Annotated in this window: 22 protein-coding genes; 18 read left to right on the top strand and 4 right to left on the bottom strand. The window is 68.4% G+C overall.

The window, feature by feature from the left end; translation table 11 throughout:
• Positions 1–792: 792 nt before the first annotated feature.
• Positions 793–1,113, top strand: a complete 321-nt coding sequence (locus tag G3M62_RS08065) for a hypothetical protein (protein WP_165186101.1) — start codon at positions 793–795, stop codon at positions 1,111–1,113.
• Positions 1,114–1,256: 143 nt separating this feature from the next.
• Here G3M62_RS08065 and G3M62_RS08060 read toward each other — a convergent pair whose 3' ends face one another.
• From G3M62_RS08060 to G3M62_RS08050, 3 genes are read right to left on the bottom strand one after another with little or no spacing between them, the layout of a single operon-like run.
• Complete coding sequence (locus G3M62_RS08060) at positions 1,257–1,727, bottom strand: phage tail protein (RefSeq protein ID WP_018062583.1); 471 nt, start codon at positions 1,725–1,727, stop codon at positions 1,257–1,259.
• A 25-nt stretch (positions 1,728–1,752) separates the two neighbouring features.
• On the bottom strand, positions 1,753–2,979 hold the full coding sequence (locus G3M62_RS08055; RefSeq protein ID WP_165186100.1) for a phage tail sheath family protein: 1,227 nt from the start codon (positions 2,977–2,979) through the stop codon (positions 1,753–1,755).
• Position 2,980: 1 nt separating this feature from the next.
• Positions 2,981–3,631 (bottom strand): carboxypeptidase-like regulatory domain-containing protein, encoded by a 651-nt coding sequence (locus G3M62_RS08050; protein ID WP_246263516.1) that lies wholly within the window; start codon positions 3,629–3,631, stop codon positions 2,981–2,983.
• Positions 3,632–4,391: 760 nt separating this feature from the next.
• On the opposite strand from G3M62_RS08050, the gene G3M62_RS08045 reads away from it, so the two are divergent.
• Complete coding sequence (locus G3M62_RS08045) at positions 4,392–5,768, top strand: FAD/NAD(P)-binding protein (RefSeq protein ID WP_165186096.1); 1,377 nt, start codon at positions 4,392–4,394, stop codon at positions 5,766–5,768.
• On the opposite strand, the gene G3M62_RS08040 is transcribed toward G3M62_RS08045, so the two are convergent.
• Positions 5,740–6,573 carry a LysR substrate-binding domain-containing protein gene (locus tag G3M62_RS08040; protein ID WP_165186095.1) on the bottom strand — a complete coding sequence of 278 codons (834 nt, stop codon included), beginning with the start codon at positions 6,571–6,573 and terminating at the stop codon, positions 5,740–5,742. The two genes, G3M62_RS08045 and G3M62_RS08040, sit on opposite strands and share 29 nt — an antisense overlap.
• 130 nt (positions 6,574–6,703) lie before the next feature.
• On the opposite strand from G3M62_RS08040, the gene G3M62_RS08035 reads away from it, so the two are divergent.
• The 16 genes from G3M62_RS08035 (at position 6,704) to G3M62_RS07960 (ending at position 25,607) form a co-directional block, all read left to right on the top strand.
• Complete coding sequence (locus G3M62_RS08035) at positions 6,704–7,513, top strand: ABC transporter permease (RefSeq protein WP_165186093.1); 810 nt, start codon at positions 6,704–6,706, stop codon at positions 7,511–7,513.
• Between the two features lie 2 nt (positions 7,514–7,515).
• Entirely contained in the window at positions 7,516–8,316 is an 801-nt protein-coding gene (locus tag G3M62_RS08030) for an ABC transporter ATP-binding protein (protein ID WP_165186092.1), read from the top strand.
• The gene (locus G3M62_RS08025; protein ID WP_165186090.1) at positions 8,313–9,497 is read left to right on the top strand and encodes an acyl-CoA dehydrogenase family protein; all 1,185 of its coding nucleotides are present in this window, start codon (positions 8,313–8,315) and stop codon (positions 9,495–9,497) included. Before G3M62_RS08030 ends, G3M62_RS08025 begins: the two co-directional genes overlap by 4 nt.
• The gene (locus G3M62_RS08020; protein WP_165186089.1) at positions 9,494–10,444 is read left to right on the top strand and encodes a D-isomer specific 2-hydroxyacid dehydrogenase family protein; all 951 of its coding nucleotides are present in this window, start codon (positions 9,494–9,496) and stop codon (positions 10,442–10,444) included. Before G3M62_RS08025 ends, G3M62_RS08020 begins: the two co-directional genes overlap by 4 nt.
• Before the next feature lie 13 nt (positions 10,445–10,457).
• On the top strand, positions 10,458–11,300 hold the full coding sequence (locus tag G3M62_RS08015; RefSeq protein WP_165186087.1) for a class II aldolase/adducin family protein: 843 nt from the start codon (positions 10,458–10,460) through the stop codon (positions 11,298–11,300).
• Complete coding sequence (locus G3M62_RS08010) at positions 11,300–12,286, top strand: ABC transporter substrate-binding protein (protein ID WP_165186086.1); 987 nt, start codon at positions 11,300–11,302, stop codon at positions 12,284–12,286. Before G3M62_RS08015 ends, G3M62_RS08010 begins: the two co-directional genes overlap by 1 nt.
• A 123-nt stretch (positions 12,287–12,409) precedes the next feature.
• Positions 12,410–14,602 carry a TonB-dependent receptor gene (locus tag G3M62_RS08005; RefSeq protein ID WP_165186084.1) on the top strand — a complete coding sequence of 731 codons (2,193 nt, stop codon included), beginning with the start codon at positions 12,410–12,412 and terminating at the stop codon, positions 14,600–14,602.
• A 4-nt stretch (positions 14,603–14,606) separates the two neighbouring features.
• Positions 14,607–15,224 carry a cysteine dioxygenase family protein gene (locus G3M62_RS08000; protein ID WP_165186083.1) on the top strand — a complete coding sequence of 206 codons (618 nt, stop codon included), beginning with the start codon at positions 14,607–14,609 and terminating at the stop codon, positions 15,222–15,224.
• Complete coding sequence (locus tag G3M62_RS07995; protein WP_165186081.1) at positions 15,221–16,798, top strand: rhodanese-like domain-containing protein; 1,578 nt, start codon at positions 15,221–15,223, stop codon at positions 16,796–16,798. The genes G3M62_RS08000 and G3M62_RS07995 overlap by 4 nt, the downstream gene beginning before the upstream one ends.
• A 10-nt stretch (positions 16,799–16,808) precedes the next feature.
• Positions 16,809–17,462, top strand: a complete 654-nt coding sequence (locus G3M62_RS07990) for a glutathione S-transferase family protein (protein WP_165186080.1) — start codon at positions 16,809–16,811, stop codon at positions 17,460–17,462.
• A gap of 92 nt (positions 17,463–17,554) precedes the next feature.
• Positions 17,555–18,649: an LLM class flavin-dependent oxidoreductase gene (locus G3M62_RS07985; RefSeq protein WP_165186078.1), complete on the top strand. Its 1,095-nt coding sequence runs from the start codon at positions 17,555–17,557 to the stop codon at positions 18,647–18,649.
• Between the two features lie 4 nt (positions 18,650–18,653).
• Positions 18,654–19,244 (top strand): flavin reductase family protein, encoded by a 591-nt coding sequence (locus G3M62_RS07980; RefSeq protein WP_165186076.1) that lies wholly within the window; start codon positions 18,654–18,656, stop codon positions 19,242–19,244.
• Positions 19,245–19,353: 109 nt separating this feature from the next.
• Positions 19,354–19,926 carry an RNA polymerase sigma factor gene (locus G3M62_RS07975; protein ID WP_165186075.1) on the top strand — a complete coding sequence of 191 codons (573 nt, stop codon included), beginning with the start codon at positions 19,354–19,356 and terminating at the stop codon, positions 19,924–19,926.
• Positions 19,923–20,879 (top strand): FecR family protein, encoded by a 957-nt coding sequence (locus G3M62_RS07970; protein ID WP_165186073.1) that lies wholly within the window; start codon positions 19,923–19,925, stop codon positions 20,877–20,879. The genes G3M62_RS07975 and G3M62_RS07970 overlap by 4 nt, the downstream gene beginning before the upstream one ends.
• 111 nt (positions 20,880–20,990) lie before the next feature.
• Positions 20,991–23,597, top strand: coding sequence for a TonB-dependent receptor (locus tag G3M62_RS07965; protein ID WP_246263514.1), 2,607 nt, complete (start codon positions 20,991–20,993; stop codon positions 23,595–23,597).
• Between the two features lie 90 nt (positions 23,598–23,687).
• Positions 23,688–25,607: an ulvan lysase-like protein gene (locus tag G3M62_RS07960; protein ID WP_165186071.1), complete on the top strand. Its 1,920-nt coding sequence runs from the start codon at positions 23,688–23,690 to the stop codon at positions 25,605–25,607.
• Positions 25,608–25,613 lie beyond the last annotated feature (6 nt).

Genomic DNA, 25,613 nt, shown 5'->3' with positions numbered 1-25,613 from the left:
AATGGATCGACAAGAGTTTGGAACTTCGGATCCTCGGTCGCGCGCGCCGGCGCGGCCAAGCCGAAGCGTGGAAAGCCGACCGCGGCACGGGGCGACGACCTTAGTGGCGACGGCGCGAAGGAGGACGCGGGGCGGTTCGTGCCCAACTCAGACAAGGCCGCGTCGATCGATGGCCCTGCCTTCGAGACGACTGGACCCGAAACCCGAAAGCGCTCGACGCGTCGCGGTCGCCCGGCCCCTAACCCGGCAAGAGACCGGAAGATCGAGCGCCGCGCGGTCGACGGCGTCCGGTTCGACCGAGCCGGTTCGGGCGAAACGGCATGAGGGTCCGAGGTCGAGACGGTGAAGGCGGCGCGAGGCGTCGATACAGGATCGACCTCGACTGCTTCCGCTTCGTCCCCTGCCCTACGCCGCTTCGGAGCCGTTGAAGGTCGAGGCCTGGCGAAGAACCATGGCTTTCGCCGACGAGCGACGGATGACGGATCGACTCGTTCTGGGTTCGTCTCCAACCGCGCCTTTCCCGGATCGATCACAGGCGCTGGCGAAAAGACGTGGCCCGCCGGTGGCGTTTCCGCCGGTCCAGGAGCTGTGGGTTGCGCCTTTGACGAAGGCGGCGCCGGCGCTTGCGACCACGCCGTTCCAAGCGGGGACCTCTCGGTCGAGGAGACGCTGGGCGCCGGCGCCGTGCCTTCCGACGCAATCGGAGCCGCTTGAGACGGCGCACTGACCACGGTCAATGTCACACGCGGTCGACGTGCTGCGCCGGACGTCGACACCGCCCGCGCGGGCCGCATGGGCGCGGGCTCCGAGGCGGCGAACACCGGCCGGGGTCGCCGTCTCGGCGCGTCGTCGGGCCTGCGCCAGACTTCGGAGGATCGATCGCGTAGCGCGGCCAGGGTCGGGACCACGGCGTCACGCCGGGCCGGAGCCGGCTCACGCACGACGGGCGGGCGCTCCGGCAGCGGCGGCGTCGCGAGCGGCGTCAAGCTGTCCGGCCTGACGGGCCAGGCCGTCGGATCGCTGTTCAGCGACAACGGCGCCTCACCCGCATTCGCCAGTTCGACCGTCCGCTGGGCCACGTGCGCCAGCCAATGGGCCGGCGCGCCGGGATAGCGCTCGGCCAAGGCGTCCATGACGGGATCAGGCGCCAGCTGAGACCGATCCTCCGAGGCGCGCTCCAGGGCCTGGGCCACGGAGCGGGCCAGGGCGGCCATGGCGATCAGCCAACCCGACAGCAGGCGGCGAAGGGCCATGGCCTAGGCTCGGGTCAGGGTGTCGAAGGACAGCTTGAGTTCCTCGATCGCCACTTCGCGGCCGAGGGCGTCGAACGACACGCCGCTCCATTCGCAGGGCCAGGCGTTGTCGAGGTTCCAGCGCAGGACCTCGGCCGTGCCCTTCACATCCATCATCGCGATCGAGATGTTGCGACGCGGCGTCCCGCCGGCCAGGACTTCCTTGAGCCAATCCCACAGCGCCGGGGTCTTGGTCAGGCCATAGCGCAGCGTGACCTCGGCGTATTCGACGGGGCCTGGCAGGGTCCGCACGATCTGGCCGCTGCCGGACTCGCGATAACGGATCGGATGGATCCGCACGCCCAGGCCGAAGCACTCGGTGAACCGCACATCGCCCATCTCGCGGGACGAAAGCATGAAGTTGTAGTTGCGATAGACGTCGGGCAGAGCGCCAACCTTGGGCGCCGCCGCTGCTTCTTCTGGCTTGGTGGCCATGACGGATCCTCTCTAAGGTTTGGGGTCAGGCGGTTTCGACGGTGGATCCGACCGCCGTCTGGCCGATGCGGAAGATGACGAATTCGGCGGGCTTCACCGGCGCGATGCCGATGACCACCACCACCTGGCCGGCGTCGACCACCTCGGGCGGGTTGGTTTCGGCGTCGCACTTGACGAAGAAGGCGTCCTCGGGCCGCGCGCCAGCCAAAGCGCCTTGGCGCCACAGCAGGGTCAGGAAGGCCCCGACGTCGCGCTGGATATCCTTCCACAGCGGGCCGGCGTTGGGCTCGAACACCACCCAGCGCGTGCTGATGGCGATCGACTCCTCGATCATGTTGAACAGCCGACGGACGTTCAGGTAGCGCCAGTTGCTGGCGCTGGGCGCCAAGGTCCGAGCGCCCCAGACCCGCACGCCCTCGCGGGTGAAGAACCGGATGCAATTGACGCCGACCGGATTGAGCACGTCCTGCTCGGCCCGCGACAGCATCTGGGTCAGGCCTTCGGCGCCGCGGATCGTGACATTGGCGGGCGCCTTGTGCACACCGCGCTCGCTGTCGGTGCGGGCGTAGATACCGGCCATGTGGCCCGAGGGCGGGATTTGGGCGAGGGCGTCGGGATCGACCGCGTCGCGGCCCTTCAGCCAGGGGAAGTAGCAGGCGCCGTAGCCACCGTCGGAGTCGCGGGGGCGAAGACCCGGCTTGGGGCCTTTGCCGCGCGCCGGTGTCGAAGCGGTCGTGTCACCGTCGGCGGCTGGGGTCGTGGGCGGCGCGGCGCTGCCGTCGGCGGCGCGGGTCAGGACCTCGACGTCATCGACGCGGGGCGGCGCGTCCAGGATCGCCACGCGGTCCTTCAGCGACTCCGCCGCGTCCAGCAAGGCGCCGTGCGAGGCCGGGTCCGTACGCCCCGGGGCGGCGATGATGGCGATCTCGTCGATGGCCGCCAGGGCGTCCAGCCCCCTGCCCTTGCCCGCGATGGCCCCGTCGGCCTTGGTGTTGACCACGTAGCAGCGCGAACCGCCATTCAGGAAGAAGCCGTAGACGGCGTTGGCGAGGTCGGTGCCCTTGTCGCCGTCGCGCACGTAGCGTCGCCGGAACTCGCTCCAGTTGTTGATCGCGACGGCCTCGTCGACGAAGGCGTCGGGATTGGGCGCGGTTCCCACGAACCCGGCGGTCGATGTTCCCACCGCCTCGATCGGACGGGTTCCAGAGTCGATCTCCTCGACGTAGACGCCGGGGCTCAAATAGGACGGCATGTCAAATCTCCAGCGGTAGACGAAGGATCACGGGGCTGTCGGTCTCGACCTCGCTGTCGATCTCGACCCCGCGAGCGCGGACGTTGAGACGGACGGGTTTGTTCTTGCCACCGACCGGACCGTGGAGGCGAAAGCGGCCGAACGCGTCGGTCTGGGCGGTGCGATCCACGCCCTCGACGCGCACCACGGCGCCGGCGACCGGCGTGTCGCCCGGCCCCAGGACCGAGCCCTGCAGGACGCCGAGCTCACCGGCGGCGATCGTCAGCGGGAAGCGGACCAGCGGCGCCCGATCGGCCGGACGGCGCCGCGCGATCGTGACCGTGGCGCGCAACACAAAGCCGGGTCCGGGGGGCAGGCCCAGGTCCGCGCAGAGCTTCAACGCGTCGCGCCCCGCAACCACCTCGGTCTCCTCGTGCTCCATCGCCGCGAACATCAGCGCCATGGCGCCCGTCTGCTCCGCGATGGGATCGGTGGCGCGGACGGTGAGCAGATAGTCGGCGGTCAGGGTCAGCGGCGGCGAAATCGTACGCGGCGTCGCCTGCGGGGTCAGGCCGATCAGGCGCAGATCGACCCCTTCCCCGCAGTCGCGATCACTCAGGGACCGGGCGACGACGACGCGGTCGGGCAGGACCTCCTGGGTCCAGTCGATCAAGTCGCGCGCCGCTCCTTCCAGCCCCTCAGGCATTTTCGTGACCGCCCACCCAAGCACAACCCAAAGACGTCCCGCTGCACTTAAGGCCGAATTCCCATAAATGAAAAGCTAGGATTTTACCTAGATCCCAACATAGGGATTACACCTAGAAGCAATTATCACGTGGAATTTCACATAAATTTTCACGTACACAATCTTTGTATAGACATATACAGCAAAGTTAGATCCATTTACTTGGCACTTTTTGCCATAGACAACTAATAATCCATCCGAAACGACACCCATGGAAAGGGAATTGGAGATTATTATATTGCAATTTAACTTCACAACGACGTATTCACGCCGCTCACCACGAAACTTTGCTTAACCCGCTGACGGCCAGAATAAACGTATTAGTTGTGTTTTGAATTTATCGACACCTCAGCGCCGAAGCCAGATCGAGCCGCTCTCAGCACACCCCACGCCTTGCGATCGCGAGCCTGGCGAAACCGCCAGCGCACGAACAGGCAAGTTGCCCGAAAGCCAGGTGGACGCAGAACTCTTCCCGGACGGCGGCGGACCCGCAGGTCGACATGCGATCGCCTCGGATGGGAGACCGGCTTACAGTCAGGACTATTCGAAACGGCGGATCGCCTCGCTTGATGGGGCCATCGGTCGAATTCGTCGTTCGACAGGGCGATCAAGATCGCCCGCTCGTTGCTTGTCACGAGCACGAACGTCCGGCTGGATTAAGCAGGAAACCCTACCTAATAAGTCGGCTATGACCGAACACAACATCCCGCCCGTTGTCGCCGTGATCGGCGCTGGCTTCAGCGGCGTGATGACCGCCCTGCATCTGCTGCGCCATGCCGAGGCGGTGAAGGTAGTGCTGGTGGAGCGGCGCAGCCCCATTGGCCTCGGAGCCGCCTACGCCACCGACGATCCGGCCCACCGGCTGAACGTGCGAGCCGGCAACATGAGCGCCTGGCCCGACCAACCCGACGACTTTGTCGCCTGGCTGAAGGATCAGGACCTGGACATCGGCTCCGGTGGTTTCGCGACGCGAGGCGACTACGGACGCTACCTGCAAGGCATGCTGTCCAGCTTCGCCGGAAGTCCCGAGGCCGCCGGCCGGTTGATGATCACGCCTGACGAGATCACCGCGATCGCACCGGACGGGGACGGCTGGACGCTGACCTGCGCGATGGGAAGGACGATCTCGGCCGACGCCGTCGTGCTGGCCCTGGGCAATCCGCCGCCCCGCGCGCCTGAGGCGGTCGGTCCCGACCTGGAAGCTTCCAATCTCTATGTAGCCGATCCCTGGCGCTGGAGCGTGGACACCGCGCCGGAGGGTGAAGGCCCGATCCTGCTGCTGGGCAGCGGCCTGACGATGATCGATGCGGCGCTGTCGCTGGATCGCCTCGCGCCCGGACGGCCGCTGATCGCTCTGTCGCGCCGAGGCCTGGTCCCGCGTGAACATCAGGGCGCACCGCCCTCGCCAACGCCGGCGGCGCCGCCGTCCTCATTGTCGCCACTGGCCGCCCTGGCCTGGCTGCGCGCCACCGCCGAACACCACGGCTGGCGCACCGCCATCGACGCCGTTCGGCCCGCGACCCAAAACTTGTGGCGCGGCTGGAGCCTGAAGCGACGCGCCGCTTTCCTGCGCCACGCCCGCGCCTTCTGGGACGTCCATCGCCACCGCCTCTCGCCCGTGGTCGCCGAGCGGTTGGCGCGCATGCGGGCCGACGGCGGCCTGCGGGTGCTGGCCGGCAAACTCGACCGTGTCGACCTCCTGGAGGGCGGGCGGATCGGTGTGATCTGGCGGCCGCGCGGCGAAACCGCGACCTGGCGCCTGGAGGTCGACATGCTGGTCAATTGCACGGGCCCGTCGGCCGACATCGAACGCTCGACCGAGCCGTTGATCGCCGCCCTGGTCGGCGCGGGCCTGATCCGCGCCGATCCCCTGCGGCTGGGACTGGACATCGATACCGACCATCGGGCCCTGCGCGCCGACGGCCGAACCCATGAAACCCTGTTCGCGGTCGGCCCCATCACCCGGGGCGCGCTGTGGGAGATCAACGCCGTGCCCGACATCCGCGTCCAGGCGGCCCAGGCGGCGGCGAGCGTGCTTACAGCTCTAGCGCGGCGGTGTGGATAAGCTCCGACAGCTTGGCGATCGACGGATGCGGCGCGGGACCCACGCGCCGGACATAGGCGACCTGGGGCACGGCCGGCAGGCCTGACTCGATCGGCGGGGTGTTGGGCCGGAACAGCGCCGTGCGGCAGGTGACGGCCAGCCCAGCCTCGACCGCCGCCCGCAAGGCCGACAGGCTGGGCGTCTCCAGCGCCACGCGGAACGGCCGTCCCTCGCGCTCCAGCGCCGCCAGCGCCGCGTCTCGGAACCGGCAGGGCGGCGCCAGGATCGCCAAGGGCAGGACCGGCAGCTCGGTCAGTTCGGCGTCGCCGTGCCAGACCATCGGCTCGACCCGGGCTGCGTGCGGATCGTCCGCCGCGCCCATGCACAGCACCACGTCCAGCCGGTCGCCGTTCAGCAGATCCAGCAATTCCGGCGAACCGGCCACCCGCACTTCCAGCTGGACGTCGGGATTCAGCTGGCTGAACCGAGCCAGCACGCCTGACAACAAGGTCTCGGCGAAGTCCTGGACCAGGCCCACCCGCACCGGTCCGACCAGGGCGTCGCCGGTCAGGGCCACGACCGCCCGATCGTTGAGAGCCAGGATTTCGCGAGCATGGCCCAGCAGGGTCTGACCCGCCGGCGTCAGCACCAGGCGGCGACCGTCGCGATGGAACAACGGCGTCAGCACCGTCTCCTCCAACCGCTTCATCTGCAGGCTGAGCGCCGACTGGGTGACGAACACCCGCTCGGTGGCCTTCAGCATCGAACCGGAGTCGACGATCGCCACGAAGCTTCGCAGCAGTTCGGTCGGCAGGTTGGTGGCCATCGCGCCTCGCCTATAAGAAACTCTGATATGACCCCTGAGGATAAGTCTATTGATCCAGTGGGGTTTCAACGCCTTTCTCTGTGGAGCAAAGGCGCTTGCGCCGCAACGGTTCACGGGACGGCTCACCCCCATGTCTTTGGCGGTCACCCTTAGAAATTCTCAAGCGCGACCATGGCGTTGGCCCAGCCTGGCGAACGCGCGCTGGCTGTCGCCGACGGTGCTGCTGCTGCTGTGGGAAGCCGGTTCGCGGCTGGGCTTGATCCCGGCTCGGGTCCTCGCGGCGCCCTCCACGGTGGCCGAGACCTTCTGGGCGATGACCCTTTCCGGCGAGCTTCCGGCCAATCTGGCGGTCTCGCTCAGCCGAGCCGGCGCCGGCCTGAGCCTGGCCCTGATCATCGCCGTCACCCTCGGCCTGGCCTCGGGCCTGTCGCGTTGGGGCGAGACGCTGGTCGACCCCCTGATGCAGATCAAGCGGACCCTGCCCGTGGTGGCCCTGACGCCGCTGTTCATCGTCTGGTTCGGCATAGGCGAGGTCCCGAAGGTCGCCCTGATCGCCACCGCCGCCGTCTTTCCGCTGTACCTCAATCTGTTCGCCGGCATCCGCGGGGTGGACGTGCGCCTGGTCGAGGCGGCGCGCAGCTTCGGCCTGTCCGGCCGCGACCTGATCACCAACGTGATCCTGCCCGGCGCCCTGCCCTCCTTCTTCGTGGGCCTGCGCTATTCGCTGAGCATCAGCGTGGTGATGCTGGTGATCGCCGAGCAGATCAACGCCCAGGCGGGTCTTGGCCACCTGATCAACAACGCCCGCGACTTCATGCGCACCGACATCATCGTCGTCTGCCTGCTCGTCTACGCCCTGCTCGGCCTCGCCGCCGACGCTCTCGTCCGCACGCTGGAGCGCAAGGCGCTGGCGTGGCGCCCCAGCCTCGTGGAACAATGATCATGGCCCAGCCCAGCATCCGCGCCGTTCCGGCCAACCTCGTATCCGAAACCCCGACCGTCCAGCTCAAGGGCTTCACCCGCCGGTTCGGCGACAATGTCGTCATCGACGGCCTGGACCTGACCATCGCGCCGGGCGAGTTCGTCGCCCTGCTGGGCGCCAGCGGCTCGGGCAAGACCACCCTGCTGCGCACTCTTGCGGGCCTGGATCCCGTGGGCGGTCAAAACGTCACCACGCCGGACGCCCGGGCCGTGGTGTTTCAGGACGCCCGCCTGCTGCCGTGGAAAAAGGTCTGGCGCAATGTCGCCCTGGGCCTGAAGGGCGCCGACGTCCGGACCCGCGCCGAGGCGGCGCTGAAGGAAGTCGGCCTCGGTCACCGTCTGGACGCCTGGCCCGCCACCTTGTCCGGCGGCGAGGCCCAGCGTACGGCCCTGGCCCGCGCCCTGGTCCGCGAACCGGCCCTGCTGCTGCTGGACGAACCGTTCGCGGCCCTGGACGCCCTGACCCGCCTGAAGATGCACGATCTGGTGCTGTCGCTGTGGCGCGAGCACAAGCCCTCCGTGCTGCTGGTCACCCACGACGTCGACGAGGCGATCGCCCTGGCCGATCGCGTGCTGGTGCTGGACAAGGGCAAGATCGCCGTCGAGGAGCGGATCACCCTGGAGCGCCCACGCGTTCCGGACGCCCGCTTCCACGCCGTTCGTCGCCGACTGCTGAGCCGCCTGGGCGTCGAAGCCCCCGCGCCGCAGCCCGCCGCCGCGCCGGCCCTGGTCGCCTTCCCGACAGGCGAGGTCGTGCTGTGAGCACGGCCGCCCTGCGACTGGCCGAGCAACCCGCCCTGCCGGATCTCGACGCGATCCTGCCCGGCCTGACCGCCGCCTTCGCCGCCACGGCGGGGCGGCATGACCGCGAAGCCAGCTTCCCGACCGCCAATTTCGAAGCCCTGCGCGACGCCGGCCTGTTGGCCTTGACCGCGCCCAAGCGTCTGGGCGGCCTCGAGTCCGACCTGCCGACCGCGTTGAAGGTGATCTCGGCCGTCGCCCGGGGCGAGCCGGCCACGGCGCTGGTGCTGGTCATGCAGTACCTGTTCCACGCTTCGGTCGAGGGCCGCTCCGGTTGGCCCGAGCACCTGAAGCAGCGGGTGATCGGCGAGGCCATCACCGACGGCGCCTTGATCAACGCCCTGCGGGTTGAACCCGATCTCGGCACCCCCGCGCGCGGGGGCCTGCCCGCCACGGTGGCTCGCCGCACGCCCGAGGGCTGGCGGATCAGCGGCCGCAAGATCTACTCCACCGGCTCTACCGCCCTGACCTGGTTCGTGGTCTGGGCCCGCATCGACGACGAGCAGGATCAGAATGGGCCCCTGGTCGGCGGCTGGCTGGTCCGCGCCGATACGCCCGGCGTGGTCATCGAGGAGACCTGGGACCACCTGGGTCTGCGCGCCAGCGCCAGCCACGACGTGGTGTTCGAGGACGTCCTGGTTCCGTTGGACCACGCCCTGGACCCGCAGCCGGTCGGCGCGCCGCCGCCCTATCCGGCCAGCTTCGCGGCCTGGTCGGCGGTGCTGACGGCGGCGATCTACGACGCCCAGGCCCGCGCCGCCCGCGACTGGCTGGTCGATTTTCTGGCCAACCGCAAGCCAGCCAATCTGGGCGCGGCGCTTTCCACCTTGCCCCGCTTCCAGGAAGCGGTCGGCGACATCGACGGGCTGCTGCTGAGCAACCGCGTGCTGCTCGACACGGCCGCGCGTGGCGAGGTCGGCGGGGTCGAGGCCAGCCTGGTCAAGCACCTAGTCACCGAGAACGCCATCACCGTGGTCGAAAAGGCCCTGAAGTTGACGGGCAATCCCGGCCTGACCCGCCACAACGACCTGGAGCGCCATCACCGCGACGTGCTGTGCGGTCGGGTTCACACGCCCCAATCGGACGTGGTCCTGACCAGCGCCGGCAAGGCCGCCTTCGCGGCTTACGAGACCGCGAAATGAGCCGCCTGGTCGTCGCCAGCCAACTGCCCGAGCTGTTCAACAACGTCTTCGCCCAGCATGTCGGCGACGCCGAGATCATCGCCGTACCGCCGGGCCTGCACGCGCCCCTGCCCAACGACGCCAAGGTCCTGGTCGCCGCCCCGTTTCGCAAGGCCGGCGGCGTGCTGCCCGCCGAGCCGCCGCCCGGCTGGCCCTATGACGTGAAGTGGGTGCAACTGGTGTCGGTCGGCATCGACTTCTATCCGGACTGGCTGTTCGACGGCCCCGTCGTGACCTCGGCCCGCGGCTCTTCGGCCGTTGCGCTGGCCGAGTTCGCCCTGGCCGCCATCCTGGCCGACGCCAAGCGCCTGCCCGACATCTGGATCGACAAGGCCGAACGCTGGGCGCCGCAACCGTTGAAGCTGGTCGCCGGCACGACGTTGGGCCTGGTCGGCTTCGGGGCGATCGGCGAGGCCCTGGCCCCACGCGCCCAGGCCCTGGGCCTGAACGTCATCGCCACCCGCCGCTCGGACAAGCCGATCCCGACCCCGGGCGTCGAGCGCGTGGCCGACCTGCAGACCCTGTTCGCCCGAAGCGACCACGTGGTGCTGGCAGCTCCGGCCACCGCGGAGACCCAGCGGCTGATCGACCGCGAGGTGCTGGCCACCGCCAAGCCCGGCCTGCACCTGATCAACATCGCCCGCGGCGCGTTGATCGACGACGACGCCTTGCTCGAAGCTCTGGAAGACGGCCGCGTAGCCCGCGCCAGCCTGGATGTCACCCATCCCGAACCGCTGGGCGAAGGCCATCCGTTCTACAGCCATCCCAAGGTCCGCCTGTCGCCGCACACCTCGGTTCACACCCCCGACACCCGCATCAATCTGGCGACCCGTTTCGCCGAGAACCTCGCCCGCTTCCGGTCCGGCGCGCCCCTGGCCGACGTCGTCGACCTGTCGCGCGGCTACTGAAGGACATTTTCCGATGACCGCCATCAGCCCTTCCCGGGCTTTCCAAGCCCACGGCCCTCACCCGGCCAAGATCGAGACCGTGCTGCCCGAGTTCGGCTCGCGCGAGCTGCCGGCCCAGCCCACCCACGAGCAGGAGCGGCTCTATCGCAAGCAACGCCTGGCCGCTTCGTACCGGCTGTTTGGTCGCAATGGCTTCGACATGGGCGGCGCCGGTCACATCACCGCCCGCGACCCGGAACTGACCGACCACTTCTGGGTCAATCCGTTCGGCGTCCACTTCTCCCGGATCAAGGTCTCGGACCTGATGCTGGTCAGCCATGCCGGCGAAATCGTCCAGCCGCCGGCCAAGGTCCCCGCCCGCCTGAACCGCGCCGCCTTCGCCATCCATTCCCAGCTGCACGAAGCCCGGCCCGACGTGGTCGCCGCCGCCCACTCGCACTCGCTGTACGGCAAGGCTTGGTCGGCCCTGGGCCGGCTGCTGGATCCGCTGACCCAGGACTCGGCGGCCTTCTACGAAGACCACGCCCTGTTCGAGGAGTTCTCGGGCGTGGTGCTCGACACCAGCGAAGGCCAGAAGATCGCCAAGGCCCTGGGCTCGAAGAAGGCGGTGATCCTGCAGAACCACGGGATCCTGACCGTCGGGCAGTCCGTGGAAGCCGCCGTCTGGCGGTACCTGGCCCTGGAAAACGCCTGCCAGACTCAACTTTTGGCGGAGGCCGCCGGTCCGACCAAGCCGATGCCGCCCGAGGTGGCCAAGCACACCGCCGGCCAAGTGGGCGGCGAAGCCGGCGGCTTCTGGGCCTTCCAACCCTATTGGGACGTGATCACCGAAGAAGAACCGGACCTGTTCGACTGATGATCCTTTCCCGTCGCCACCTTCTCGCCGGCGGCTTGTCCGTCGCCGGCCTTTCGGCGCTCGCCGCCTGCTCGCCCAAGACCGTCAAGTCCGGCTCGCTTGAAGACCTGACCCTGCGCGCGGCGACCTATCGCGGCAATCTGGACGCCTTCTTCCAGCAGGCCGGCGTCGCCGACACACCCTACAAGGTGGCCAAGTCGGAGTTCGCCGGCGGCAACCTGATCGCCGAGGCCATCAACGCCGGGGCCCTGGATATCGGCGGCATGAGCGAGATCCCGCCGATCTTCGTGGCCGGCGCGCCGGGCAACCAGGTGCGCATCGTCGCGGTGCTGCAGGGCGACGTGAACAACCAGGTCGTGCTGGTCCCCAAGGACAGCAAGGCACAGGTCTTCGCCGACCTGAAGGGCAAGCGCATCGGCTACGTGAAGGCCACGACCTCGCACTACATCCTGCTGCGCCTGCTCGACGAAGCCGGCCTGAAATGGACCGATATCCAACCCGTGGCCCTGTCGCCGCAGGACGGACTGGCCGCCTTCTCCAGCGGAGCGATCGACGCCTGGGTGATCTACGGCGTCATCGTTCAGCAGGCCCGTCAGGCCGGAGCGCGGGTATTGCGCACGGCCCTGGGCATCCTGTCGGGCAACTATCTGGTCGCCGCCGCCAAGTCGGCGCTCGACGATCCGCTCAAACGCCAAGCGCTGGGCGACTATCTGGGTCGCTACGCCAAGGTGGTCGAATGGTCGAACGCCGACGACGCGCGCTGGGCGCAGGCCCGGAGCGCCGCCACCGGCGTGCCGGCGGCGCTCTATCTGCGCGAGTTCAAGGAACGCAGCGCGCTCACGCGCCTGGTGAAGATCAGCGACGCCGCCATCGCCTCGCAGCAAGGCGTCGCCGACGCCTTCGCGACCGCGGGCCTGATCCCCGCCAAGGTCGATGTCCGCCCCCTGTGGGACGATCGCCTGAACAGCGCCCTTCCCAATGCTTAGCAATATTCATAGATCATATTCACGATCTCGATATGAGGCGATCTGTAAGTCTATAGATTTTATATGGATTGAGACAGGTCGATCATTCGACCTTTATCCCCAATAACAAGAATGGGGATAGTTATGTCGTTGCGCTCTATTTCTCTCTACTGGATTTCCGGAACATCAGCGCTGGCGTTGGCGAGCGCCGCCCACGCCGCGACACCCGCTCCTGCGGTCGCCGCCGAGGCCGACGCCAACGCCGCCCCGGCCGTCGAGCAGGTGGTGGTCACCGCCGAGCGCCGGGCCACCGACCTGCAGAAAACCGCCATCGCCATCTCGGCCTTCAGCCAACAGTTGCTGAAGGATCGCAAGGTCGACAGCATCCGTGATCTGTCGGGCCAGATCCCCAACTTCAGCATCAGCCGCGTCACCATCAGCCACACCACCCAGACCTACGCCCTGCGCGGCGTGGGCGAGAGCGATCCGATCCAGGAACCGGTGCTGGCGGTCTATGTCGACGACGTCTACATCCCCCGCCAGATCGGCTCGATGGTCGAATTCAACGACCTGGAGCGGGTCGAGGTGCTGCGCGGTCCGCAAGGCACGCTGTACGGCCGCAATTCCAGCGCCGGCGCCCTGCGGATCATCACCCGCGATCCGGGCGACGCCTTTCGCGCCAAGGCCGAGGTCGGCCTCGGAAACTACGGCGCGGTCGACGTGCGCGGCCTGATCGAAGGCCCGCTGGTCGAGGGCAAGCTGGCCGGCAGCCTGTCCTACATCCATCACAGCCGCGACGGCGTCACCTTCGACCCGACGCTGAACCACGATGTCAACCGCATCGACCTAGACGCCTATCGCGGCAAGCTGCGCTGGACGCCGACCGACCGGCTGGACGTGCTGCTGACGCTCAACGCCCTGAAGGACCGCAGCGACAGCCGCAGCTACGTGCCGGTCAAGCAGCCGAACGGCGAACACCGCACCGATCGTTCCTATTCCGAGGTCGAGCCCAAACAGGACCTGGACCAGATCAGCGGCGCCCTGCGGGTGCAGTACACACTGAACGACAACCTGAAACTGAAGTCGGTCACCTCGTACGGCGGCTTCAACCTCAACCCCGTCAACTACGACAACGACGGCGAGGCGGCGCTGATTCAGAAGAACCTGATCCACTACAACGATCAGTACGTCACCCAGGAAGTCCAGCTGAACGGCGACTACGGCAAGCTGACCTTCACCAGCGGCCTGTTCTATCTGCACGAGCGGTTCTTCGTTCAGCGCGACGGTTACAGCCGCAGGAACGCCCTGCCGACCGATCCCGTGGCGACGCCCGGCAACTATGGCTTCGCCCGCGCCCACAACATCACCAACACCGAAGCCTACGCGGTGTTCGGCGAGGCGACCTATGCGCTGAACGACCGCCTCAGCGTCACCGGCGGCCTGCGCTGGACCAACGAGGAAAAGGAATTTACCTTCGACAACAAGGCCCTGAACCTGCAAGGCCAGGTGACTGGCCAATCGATCGCCGGCCAGGCCGACAAGATTTTCTCGGCCGTCACGCCCAAGCTGTCGGCCCAGTTCCAGTGGACGGGCGACGTCCTACAGTACGTGACCTGGTCCAAGGGCTTCAAGTCGGGCGGGTTCGACAACCGCGCCACGCGGCTGGACCTGGCGACCCGGCCGTTCGCGCCCGAGAACGTCGACACCTACGAGACCGGCCTGAAGACCGAGCTGTTCGACCACCGCGCGCGGGTGAACCTGGCGGCGTTCTACAACGACTACAAGGATTTGCAGGTCGCCTATACCGACCCGGCCTATCCCGGCAATTCGGTGCGGGGCAACGCCGGCAAGGCCCACACCTATGGCGTGGAGTTGGAGACCGATGTCCGCGCCACCGAACGCCTGAGCCTGCAGGCCACCGCCGGCTACCTGTTCGCGGTCTACGACAAGTACAAGAACGCTGGCGGCCTGGGCGTCGACGCCGACGGGCACCGCCTGCTGAACTCGCCGCGCTGGAGCCTGTCGGGCGCGATCACCTATGACGTGCCGATCAAGGTTCCGGGCGAGGTCCGGATCGGGCTGAACGCTCAGTATCAGACCAAAACCTACTACAACGCCCTGCAGCGTCCGCAGGACGAGGCGCCGGCCCAGACCTTCCTGAACGGCACGGTCACCTGGCAGACCCCGGACCCGCGCTGGAGCGTGCAGCTGTCGGGGCGCAACCTGCTCGACTCCGACAAGCCGATCACCGTCACCTACACGCCCTCGACCGCGGTCTATTACCAGAACTTCCCGGACCCGCGGACCTGGCTGGTCACGCTGAAATACGCGCTGTGATCCGATGAGCCAGCCCCGCCCCCCTCTCGCAAAATTGGCGGACTTCGTCGGCGCCCTCGGGACGCTGGTCGACACCACTTCGGACGAGGACCTGATCCTCGCCGAGGGCGGGCGGTTGCTGGCGGGGCTGATCGCCCGCGACGACTGGCTGCCGGACGCCTACGCCAAGCCCGACCCGACCCGCTACCAGCAGTACCTGCTGCATTGCGACAGCCGCGAGCGGTTCAGCGTGGTCAGCTTCGTCTGGGGTCCGGGCCAGGCGACCCCAGTGCATGATCACACGGTCTGGGGCCTGGTCGGCGTGCTGCGCGGCGCCGAGCTGTCGCAACGGTTCGAGCGTCGCGCCGGAGCCTTCGCGGCGATCGGCCCCGTCCACCGCCTGGAACGCGGCGAGGTCGAGGCGGTGTCTCCCACGGTCGGCGACGTCCACCAGGTGACCAACGCCTTCGACGACCGTGTCTCGATCAGCATCCACGTCTACGGGGCCAATATCGGCGCCGTGGAACGCTCGACCTACGACGCCGCCGGCCGGCCCAAGCGGTTCGTCTCCGGCTACGCCAACACCACCCTGCCCAACCTCTGGGATCGCTCCAAACCCGTCTTGGCCGAGGCCGCTCGATGACCCTGCTTACCGTCACCCCGCGCGAGGTCCGCCAGGACTGGATCGCCCGCCGCGAGATCGCCCTGCTGGACCTGCGCGAGGAGGATCCCTTCGCCCGGGCCCACCCGCTGTTCGCCTCGCAGCTGCCGCTCTCGCGGCTGGAGCTGGAGATCCAGGATCGCGTGCCCCGCAAGGACGCCAAGATCGTGCTCTACGACAATGGCGAGGGTCTGGTGTCTCCCGCCGGCAAGCGGCTGGCGGCCTTGGGCTACACGCAGATCCGCGCGCTGGCTGGCGGACTCCAGGGCTGGAAGGACGCCGGCTACGAACTGTTCCAGGACGTCAATTCCTACAGCAAGGCGTTCGGCGAACTGGTCGAGGCGCGGCGGCACACCCCGTCCCTGCCGGCCCAGGAGGTCCAGGCCCGCATCGACGCCAAGGCCGACCAGGTGATCCTCGATAGTCGCCGGTTCGAGGAATACGCCACCATGAGCATCCCCGGCGGGATCAGCACCCCGGGCGCCGAACTGGTGCTGCGGGCCCGTGAACTGGCGCCCGACCCCGCCACCACGATCATCGTCAACTGCGCGGGCCGCACCCGCAGCCTGATCGGCGCCCAGTCCCTGCTGAACGCCGGCGTGCCCAACCCGGTCTTCGCCCTGCGCAACGGCACCATCGGCTGGACCCTGGCCCAGCAGACTCTCGAGCACGGCCAGAGCCGCCGCTTCCCCGCCGTCTCGAACCAAACCCTGGACGAGGCGCGGACCAAGGCGCGCGACGTGGCCTATCGCGCCGGCGTCCGGCGGATCGACACCGAGGGCCTGGTCGACCTCGCCCAGGACCGCAAGCGCACCCTCTACCGCTTCGACGTGCGCACGCCCGAGGAATACGCCGCCGGCCACCTGCCCGGCTTCCGCTCGGCCCCTGGCGGCCAATTGGTGCAGGAGACCGACGTCTTCGCGCCGGTGCGCGGCGCTCGCATCGTGCTGGCCGACGACCTCGGTCCCCGCGCCGACATGAGCGCCTCCTGGCTGGCCCAGCTGGGTTGGGACGTCTACGTGCTGGACGGCGGCTTCGACGGCGAGCTGGAGACCGGCGGGTGGCAACCAGCCTCGCTGGCGATCCCGACCGTCGAAACGATCAGCCCCGAAGACCTGGCCGTGGCGCTTGGCGAGGGCTCGGTGGTGGTGCTCGACCTGGCCCCCAGCCCCGCTCATCGCAAGGGTCACGTGCCCGGCGCCTGGTTCGCCATCCGCGCCCGGCTGGCCGAGGCCTTTGAGCGCATTCCCGAAGGCCTGCCGATCGTCCTGACCTCGCCCGACGGCCGCCTGGCCGCCTTGGCGGCGGCCGAGGTCGAGGAGATCTCCGATCATCCCGTCCGCGTGCTCGCGGGCGGCACCCAGGCCTGGGCCGAGACCGGCCGCCGGCTGGACACCGGCCTGGTCCGCGCCGCCTCCGACCCGGAGGACGTCTACAAGCGCCCGTACGAGGGCACCGACAACGCCGCCGAAGCGATGCAGGCCTATCTGGACTGGGAGTTCGGCCTGGTCGACCAGCTGGCCCGCGACGGCTCGCACGGCTTCTTCGTGATCTGAGGCCCGCCCCATGCCTTCTCAAACCGCCCTCAAGCTCTATTTCGCGCCCGGCTCCTCCGCCTTCGCGCCGCTGATCGCCCTGGAGGAACTGGGCGTCGCCTATGACGTCCATCGCCTGGATCTCGCCGCTGGCGAGCAGCGCCGCCCCGAGTATCTGAAGGTCAATCCGCGCGGCCGGGTGCCGACCCTGGCGGTGGATGGCGAGCCGGTCACCGAGGTGCTGGCCATCCTGACCTACCTGGCCCACGCCCACCCTCACAGCGAGCTGCTGCCCCTGGCCGACCCGCTGAAACTGGCCCACGCCTACGAGGTGATGAGCTGGTTCGCCAGCACGGTGCACGTGGCCTTTTCGCAGATCGCTCGGCCCGAGCGTTTCGCCGACGACGACACGATCAAGGCCGCCCTGGCCACGCCTGGCGAAGCCCGCTTCGCCCGCACGCTCAACGACATCGAGCGCCTGGCTCAAGGCCCCGGCCCTTGGTTGCTGGGCGAGACCTTCACCGCCGTCGACGCCTACGCCCTGGTCATCTGGCGCTGGGCGGAACGACGCCAGATCGACACCGCCGCCTATCCCGCCTGGAGCGCCAAGGCCGCCCGGGCCCTGGCGCGCCCGTCGGTCAAGCGCGCCCTCCAGAAGGAAGCCTCCGCCAAGGTCGCCGCCTGATGAGCTGTCCTGATCGAACCCTTGAGAAAGCCTCGCTTTTTTAGCGCCCGCCCACCCCTCAGATTCCCGCCAATCCAGATTGGAGCCTCCCCATGCCCGTCGAATTCATCGGCATCATCGGCACGCAACATCAGTCCGAAATCCATCCGGCCGCCGGGCCGGTCATCGATCGCGACTATGTCGAGGCCATCGCCATCGCCCACGATGAAGGCGGCTTCGACCGCGCCTTGGTGGCCTTCGGTTCGACCTCGCCGGAAAGCCAGCTGGTCGTGGCCCACGCCGCCTCGGTGACCAAGCGCCTGAACTTCATGATCGCCCACCGCCCCGGCTTCACCGCCCCGACGGTCGCGGCGCGTCAGCTGGCGACGCTGGACCAGTTCACCGGCGGCCGCATCGCCGTGCATATCATCACCGGCGGCGCCGATGACGAGATGGCCAAGGACGGCGACCACCTGACCAAGGACGAGCGCTACGCCCGCGCCAGCGAGTATCTCGACATCGTCCGCCAGGAATGGACCAGCGAAAAGCCGTTCGACTACAAGGGCGACTACTACAACGTCATCCAGGCGTTCGGCGCGGTGAAGCCGCACCAGAAGCCGCAGATCCCGGTCTATTTCGGCGGTTCGTCCGACGCCGCCATCCCGGTGGCCGGCAAGCACGCCGACATCTTCGCCCTGTGGGGCGAGACCCAGGCCCAGGTCGCCGAGACCATCGCCCGGGTGCGCCACGCCGCCGCCAAGCACGGCCGCCAGGTGCGGTTCTCGCTGTCGCTACGCCCGGTGATCGCCGAGACGGAGGAAGCCGCCTGGGCCAAGGCCGACGCGATCGCCGCCGAGGCCAAGGTCCTGCGCGAAAAGGCCGGCCTGCCAACCTCGGGACATACGCCGCCCAACGCCGGCTCGCAGCGCCTGCTCGACGCCGCCAAGCAGGGCACGCGCCTGGACAAGCGCCTGTGGACCGGCGTCGCCGCCGTCACCGGCGCGGCCGGCAACTCCACCGGCCTGGTGGGCACGCCGCAACAGGTGGCCGAGGCCCTGCTCGACTATTACGACCTGGGCGTCACGACCTTCCTGATCCGCGGCTTCGATCCGCTGAACGACGCGGTCGCCTATGGCCGCGACCTGATCCCGCTGGTCCGCGAGCTGGTCGCCCAGCGCGACGCCCAGCCGGCCGCCGCGGCGAGCTAGGGCGATGGCGTTCGACGCGGATCCGCGCTGGCTGGGCGACGCCGCTTGGCAGGCTCCGACCTGGCCGGTCGTGGACGCCTCATCGGGCGCCGAGCCGCCTTACGATCTTCACACGCCGCCGGTGGACCCGGCGGCGTTCAAGGACGCCCTGGCGCGGCTGGCCAGCGGCGTGGCCATCGTCTCGTGCTGGGACGGCGCCACCCCGCGTGGCCTGCTGGTCAGCTCGATCACCGGCCTGTCGGTCGAACCGCCGCGCTTCCTGTTCTGTGTCCGGAAGGAAGCGTCCAGTCACGACGCCCTGCTGGCGGCCGGCGCCTGCGGGGTCACGATCCTGGCGGCCGACGACGAGGCCGAGGCCCTGCGCTTCGCCCTACCCGCCCAGGCTCATGAGCGCTTCACCGACCCGCGCTGGGATCTCGCCACGCCCAGCGCCCCTCGGCTGCACGCGGGCCTGACCTCCACGGCCTGCGTGATCGACCAGACCATCGACGCGGGCGGTCACACCATCGTTCTGGTCACCGCCACCCACGTCACGATCCGGCCCGGCGCGCCCCTGGTCGCCTACGACCGCGCGTTGCACGCCCTTCCGGCCTGACGGAAGGTTCTCCGCCTGCGGATAGCTCTCGACACTTTGGTGTTGAGGACTTTGCCGGCTGGATTGTCTAAGTCTCTGGAAGCCCGCATCGGCCGCGGCGGCGAGACCCATGATCGACGACGAGACCCTCAGGGCCTGGTTCTTCGCGGAGATTTTCCCGCTGGAGGCGGCGCTTACGCGGTTCATCCGCCGCAACTGGCGCAACCTGTCGGACATCGCGGACCTGCGGCAGGAGATCTACGCCCGAGTCTACGCCTCAGCCCGTGAACACCTGCCGCTGCAGGCCAAGCCGTTCCTGTTCACGACGGCGCGCAACCACCTGATCAACACCGCCAAGCGAGGTCAGATCGTTTCGTTCGAGCATGTCGCCGACCTGGAGGCCTCGTCTTTCGCCGTGGACACCCTGACCCCGGAACGCAGCCTCAGCGCGCGCGACGAGCTTCGCCTGGTTCAGGCGGGCCTTGACCGGTTGCCGCCCCGCTGCCGCGAAGTGGTCATGCTGCGCAAGATCGAAGGTCTTTCGACCCGGGAAGTCGCGGCGCGTCTCGGCGTCGGCGTCGACACCGTCGAACAGCAGATGGTCCACGGCATGCGGGCCTTGGCGGACTTCATGCTGGGCGGCTCGGGCAAGATCCAGCGCCCCGCCGCCCGGCGTCGGGCGACCAAGGCGGTGCGGCCATGAGCGCCGCCAACCAGATCGAAGCGACCGCCGCGCGATGGCTGCTGCGCCGCGAGGACGCAGACTGGTCCGCCGAAGACCAGGCGCGGCTCGACGCCTGGCTCGACGCCGCCCCCGCTCACAAGGTCGCCTATTGGCGCCTGGAACAAGGCTGGCAAAGGCTCGACCGGCTGGCCGCCTTGCGTGCGCCCGCCTCCGTCGCTCCCTCGCCACGCGCCCTCCTTGCATGGCGGCCGGCCGCCCTGGCGGCCGCCTGCGCCGTCATGCTGGTGTTGGGCGGAACCCTGGTGTCTCGCGCCTATCTTCCGGTCGAAAAGTCCTACGCCACCGAAGTCGGCGGTCGGGCGGTCGTGCCGCTGCCCGACGGCAGCAAGGTCGAGCTCAACACCGCCACCCGGCTGAGGGCGGCGGTGCACAGCAAGACCCGCGAGGTCTGGCTCGATCGCGGCGAGGCCTATTTCGAGGTCGCTCACGACAAGAGCCGCCCCTTCGTCGTCCATGCCGGGACCAAGACGGTAACCGTGCTGGGCACCAAGTTCTCGGTGCGCCGCGAGGGCGACCGCGTCGAGGTGGCCGTCGTCGAAGGACGAGTGCGCGTGGCCGACAGCCGCCCGACCCACTCGCCCGCCCCGGCGCCGGATCTGACGCGCGGCGAGATCGTCATCGCCCAGGGCCCATCGACGCTGGTGGCCGAGAAGTCGGTCGACCGCGTGACCAGCGAACTGGGCTGGCGGCAGGGCGTGATCTATTTCGACCAGTCCACGCTGGGCGAGGCGGCGCGGGAGTTCAACCGCTACAATCGCAAGCAGGTCGTGGTCGATGACGCGGAACTGGCTCGCATGCGGATCGGCGGAAACTTCGAGGCGACCGACGTCGACGCCTTCCTGCGCCTGCTGCAGCAGGCCTATGGGTTGAAGATCGACGACGACGGCGCGGTCGCGAAGATCTCGAGCTAACGGCACTGGTCAGGCCTTTTTAAAATAATTGGTCAGGCCTGTTACGGGTTTCGCGCGCGCGGCTGTCTCAGTCGTCAGAAGGCCGACAATGAGCCTCTGGGGGAAACGCGAATGGTTCGTTCCAAAATTCTGATGTCGATGCTGGCCGGAAGCGCCTGCGCCCTTGTGCTGGCCGGCTCCGCCGTGGCGCAGACCAAGACCTTCAACGTGCCCCAGGGCGAGTTGAAGGCCGGGCTGGACAGCTACGCCAAGCAATCGGGCGTCCACCTGATCTACCGCCTCGAGGACGTGCGCGGCGTGCGCACGTCGGGCGTCCGCGGGGCGCTGTCGCCCGACACGGCCCTGACGCAGATCCTGGCCGGCGCCAACCTGGTCGTGCGCCACGACCCGTCCGGCGCCGTGGCCATCGTGAAGGCCGAACCGTCCCCCCAGCTCGTCCCCGCCTCGGCTCCGGCCCAGGCGGATGACGGCAACGCCCAGCTCGAGGAGATCATCGTCACCTCCTCCAAGCGCGCCGAGCGCCTGCAGGACGTGCCGGTCTCGGTGACCGCCGTGACCAAGGATGTACTGGAACGCAACAACGTCCGCGAACTGGGCGACCTGGTGAAGCTCGCGCCGGGTCTGGTGATCAGCTACGGTACCCAGCCGGGCAACTTCAGCATCAACATGCGCGGCATCGGCACCTTCTCGGGCGGCATCGCCGTCGAGTCGGATGTGGCCGTGGTCATCGATGACGTGCCGGTCGGCTTCCAGGCCGCCGCCTTCAAGGACCTGATCGATATCGAGCGCGTCGAGGTGCTGCGCGGTCCGCAGAGCACCCTGTTCGGCAAGAGCGCCATCGCCGGCGTGCTGAACATCGCCACCCAGGCCCCGACCTCGACCTTCACGGGCAAGGCGACCGCCCTGGCCACCGACGACAGCGAGCGCCGCCTGGGCTTCACGGTTTCGGGCCCGATCAGCGACACCCTGCGCTTTCGCCTGACCGCCGCCCAGAGCAACTACGACGGCAACGTCACCAACCTGACCACGGGCAAGAAGGTCAACGGCAGCCGAGGCTTCACCCTGACCGGCAAGCTGGAATGGGATCCGACCGAAAACCTGCAGTTCAGCCTGGCGCCACGCTATAACAACACCCACGCCACCTGCTGCGTCAGCCCCATCACCTCGCTGACGCCCAACGTCTTCTATCAGGGCCTGCCCAACCTGCCGTCGTCGCAGCTGCTCGCGGGCATCCCCTATAACGACAAGTCCAACCACTACATCCGGAACGACGATCGCGACGGCGGCGATTCCGAGACCGTCGGCGCGACCTTCCGCGCCAACTATACGCTCGACGCGGACTCGATCCTGGGCGCGGCCACCCTGTCGTCGATCACCGCCTACGACCGCTACAAGATGATGGACTACCAGGACACAGACGGGAACGACTCCCCGTTCCTGCTCTACTATCCGGTCGCCACCCCGACCGGCATCGCCGGCGGCGCGCACGGCAACGGCTACTTCCACACCAACTCGGTGACCCAGGAACTGCGCCTGACCTCTGCGTCGGACCAGAAACTGCGCTACGTGGCCGGCCTCTGGTACGCCAAGAACGACCTGGACCGCTTCTTCGACCGCGGCCCCGGCCTGATCCCGGCGCGCTACCTGGCCCAGTCGAGCAACACCAACTACGCGGCCTACGTCCAGGCGACCTATGACCTGACCGACAAGACCAGCCTGATTGGCGGCGCGCGGCTCAATCGTCAGAAGATCGACTACAGCTTCGACAAGACCATCTTCACCGGCATCACGGCGACCGGCCGCCAGCTGTACGGCAAGGCCGACCAGGACGACGCGGTCACCGGCAAGATCGGCCTGCAGCACAAGTGGACGTCGGACATCATGACGTTCGCCACCTATTCAACCGGCTACAAGGGCCAGGCCTACGACCTGGTCAGCGCGTTCGACGCGCGCACCGCCAGCCAGATGCCGGTGCCGGCCGAGACCGCCAAGAACTACGAGATCGGCATGAAGAGCACGCTCTTTGACCGTCGGCTCTATCTGAACGTCACCGCCTTCAACGCCGACTTCTACGGCTTCCAGACCACCATCACCGCCACCCTGCCGGATGGCACCTTCCTGACCGCCCTCAACAGCGTGGGCCATCTGCGCACCCGCGGCGTGGAGGTCGACGCCCTGGCGCGCATCACCTCGCGCCTGCGCCTCAACGCGGCCGGCGCCTATACCGACGCCACGGTGATCGATTTCCCCAATGGCCCTTGCTACAACAACCAGCCGCTGTCGGCGGGCGGTTGCCATCTCGACAACACCAACAGCCGCGTCCAGGACCTGGCCGGCGAGCGCCTGAACAACACGCCGGAGTGGAAGTTCAATGTCGGCGGCCAGTACGACGTGCCGCTGGCCACCCTGCCCTTCGACGGCTTCGTGGCCTTCGCCTATCGCTGGCAGAGCCGGGTCAATTTCGCGCTGAGCCAGGATCCGCTGCAGGTCCAGTCGGCCTACGGGGTTTTCGACCTCAGCGCCGGGATCAGCGACCGCGACGGCAAGTACAAGTTCAGCGTCTTCGCCAACAACCTCTTCGACAAGCGCTACGCCCAGGGTCTGGGCAACGGCACCGCGGGCTTCAGCGCGCCGGGCGTGACCACCGTCGGCACCAATTGGTTCCCCGGCCGCGACTCCTTCCGCTACGCCGGAGCGCGCCTGGACGTGAACTTCTGATCCCCCCCTGCGTGCTGGACCCGGTTCGCCGGGTCCAGCCGCCTTTTTGGGGTAGCTTGAACGTGACGACGGCCGACGGAAGCAAACATCATGGCCAAGGCCGATGACATGACTTTAGGCGGCTTGCCGCGTCGCGGGGTTCTGGGCCTCTCGATGGTCGCCGCGGGCCTCGCCGTCGCGCCGCGCGTAGGCCGGGCGGCGCCCAGCCCGCCGCGCCCGGAACTGACCGCCTACTCTTCCCTGCTGAAGACCTGGTGCGATGGTCTGCTGGACAATCAGGTCCAGGGCCTGCGCGGCGCCGGCGCCAGCGGCGGCTTTCTGTGCCCGGGTTGCGGGCTGGTCCATGGCCGCAGCGCCGACGCGGTCTATCCGCTGCTGCGCGTGGCCCGCACCACCGGCGACGCCCGTTATGTCCGCGCCGCCGTCGCGGTGCAGGAGTGGAGCGAACGCCACGTCAGTCGCGCCGACGGCAGTTGGGTCAACGACGCGGTGTTCAGCGACTGGAAGGGCATCACGGTGTTTCGCGCCATCGCCCTGGCCGAGGCGCTGCTGCATCACGGCGACCTGCTCGACACCGCGACGCGCGAGGCCTGGCGCACCCGGCTGGCGGCCGCCTACGGGTTCCTCGAGGGCTACATCACCATCGACACCGGCAACATCAACTATCCGGTCTCGGCGGCCTACGCCTTCTCGCTGGGCGCCGAAGTGCTGGGTCGCCCCGACTACGAGGACAGAGCCAAGGCCCTGGCCCACGCCTGCCTCGACTACTTCACGCCGAACGGCCTGCTGTTTGGCGAGGGCCATCCGCAACGCAGCGTCACCCCCAAGGGTCGACGGCCGGTCGACCTCGGCTACAACATCGAGGAATCCCTTCCCGCCCTGGCGATGTACGGCCTGCGCGCTCGCGACGAGGTGGTGCTGGACCAGGTGACGGCGTCGTTGCGCGCCCACATGGAATTCATGCTGCCCGACGGGGCCTGGGACAACAGCTGGGGATCGCGGAACTACAAGTGGACCTGGTGGGGCAGCCGGACCAGCGACGGATGCCATCCCGCCTATCGCCTGCTGGCCGACAGGGACCCGCGTTTCGCCGAGGTCTCGGCGCGCAACCTGGCCCTGATGCAGGCCTGCACCCACGAAGGCCTGCTGTACGGCGGACCGCACTACCGCCAGCGCGGCTACCTGCCGTGCATCCACCACGCCTTCGCCCACGCCAAGGCCTTGGCGACCGTCGTAGACCTGGCCGGATCAAACCCCGTCACGCGCGCCGCCCTGCCCCGCGACGCCGCCTATGGCTTCAAGAGCTTTCCGGAAATCGGCACGCACCTGGCGGCCGTCGGCCCGTGGCGCGCGACCTTCACCGACAACGACTTCGACTACCTGGCGCCGGGCGGGGGCGGTCACGCCTCAGGCGGAACGCTCTCCCTGCTGCATCACCAGACGCTGGGTCCGATCCTGGCGGCCAGCATGACGCGCTACAAGGTGGTGGAGACCGGCAACCAGCAGACCCCGATCGACGATCTCCATCGCCCGCTCACGCTCCGCATCGAACTGGTCGACGGCGACACCTTCACCAGCCTCAGCGACCTGGCGGCGGTGATGACGGTGGATCGCGACGGCGACGGCGTGAAGGTGTCCGCCCAAGGCCGGCTTCTGACGCCCGACGGCAAGGGGCCCCGGAGCGATGCGCGTTACACCCTGACCTATCGGCTTGACGAGACCAGTCTGGTCCTGACGGCCCGCGTCTCCAATGTGGCGCCGGGCCAATTGGCGCGACTGATCCTTCCGATCGTCTCTTCAGCCAGCGAAACGGCTCAGCGGTCGAACGCCCGGATGGTGACGATCGCCAAGCCACGAGGCGTCGTCACCGTGGCCAGCCTGGCCACGGACTTCGAGCCCCTTGGGCCGGCGCGGATTTTCAATCTCGTCCCGGGCTTCGAGGCCCTCGAACTGGCCCTGCCCCTGGCGCCCGACGGCGTCGCCGAACTTCGCCTTACGGCCCAAACTTAGAACCCC

This window comes from Caulobacter soli (assembly GCF_011045195.1).
In the GTDB taxonomy this organism is placed as follows: Bacteria; Pseudomonadota; Alphaproteobacteria; order Caulobacterales; family Caulobacteraceae; genus Caulobacter; species Caulobacter soli.
The sequence above is the reverse complement of the archived record's forward strand: the minus strand, read 5'-3'. Positions and strand labels throughout refer to the sequence as shown.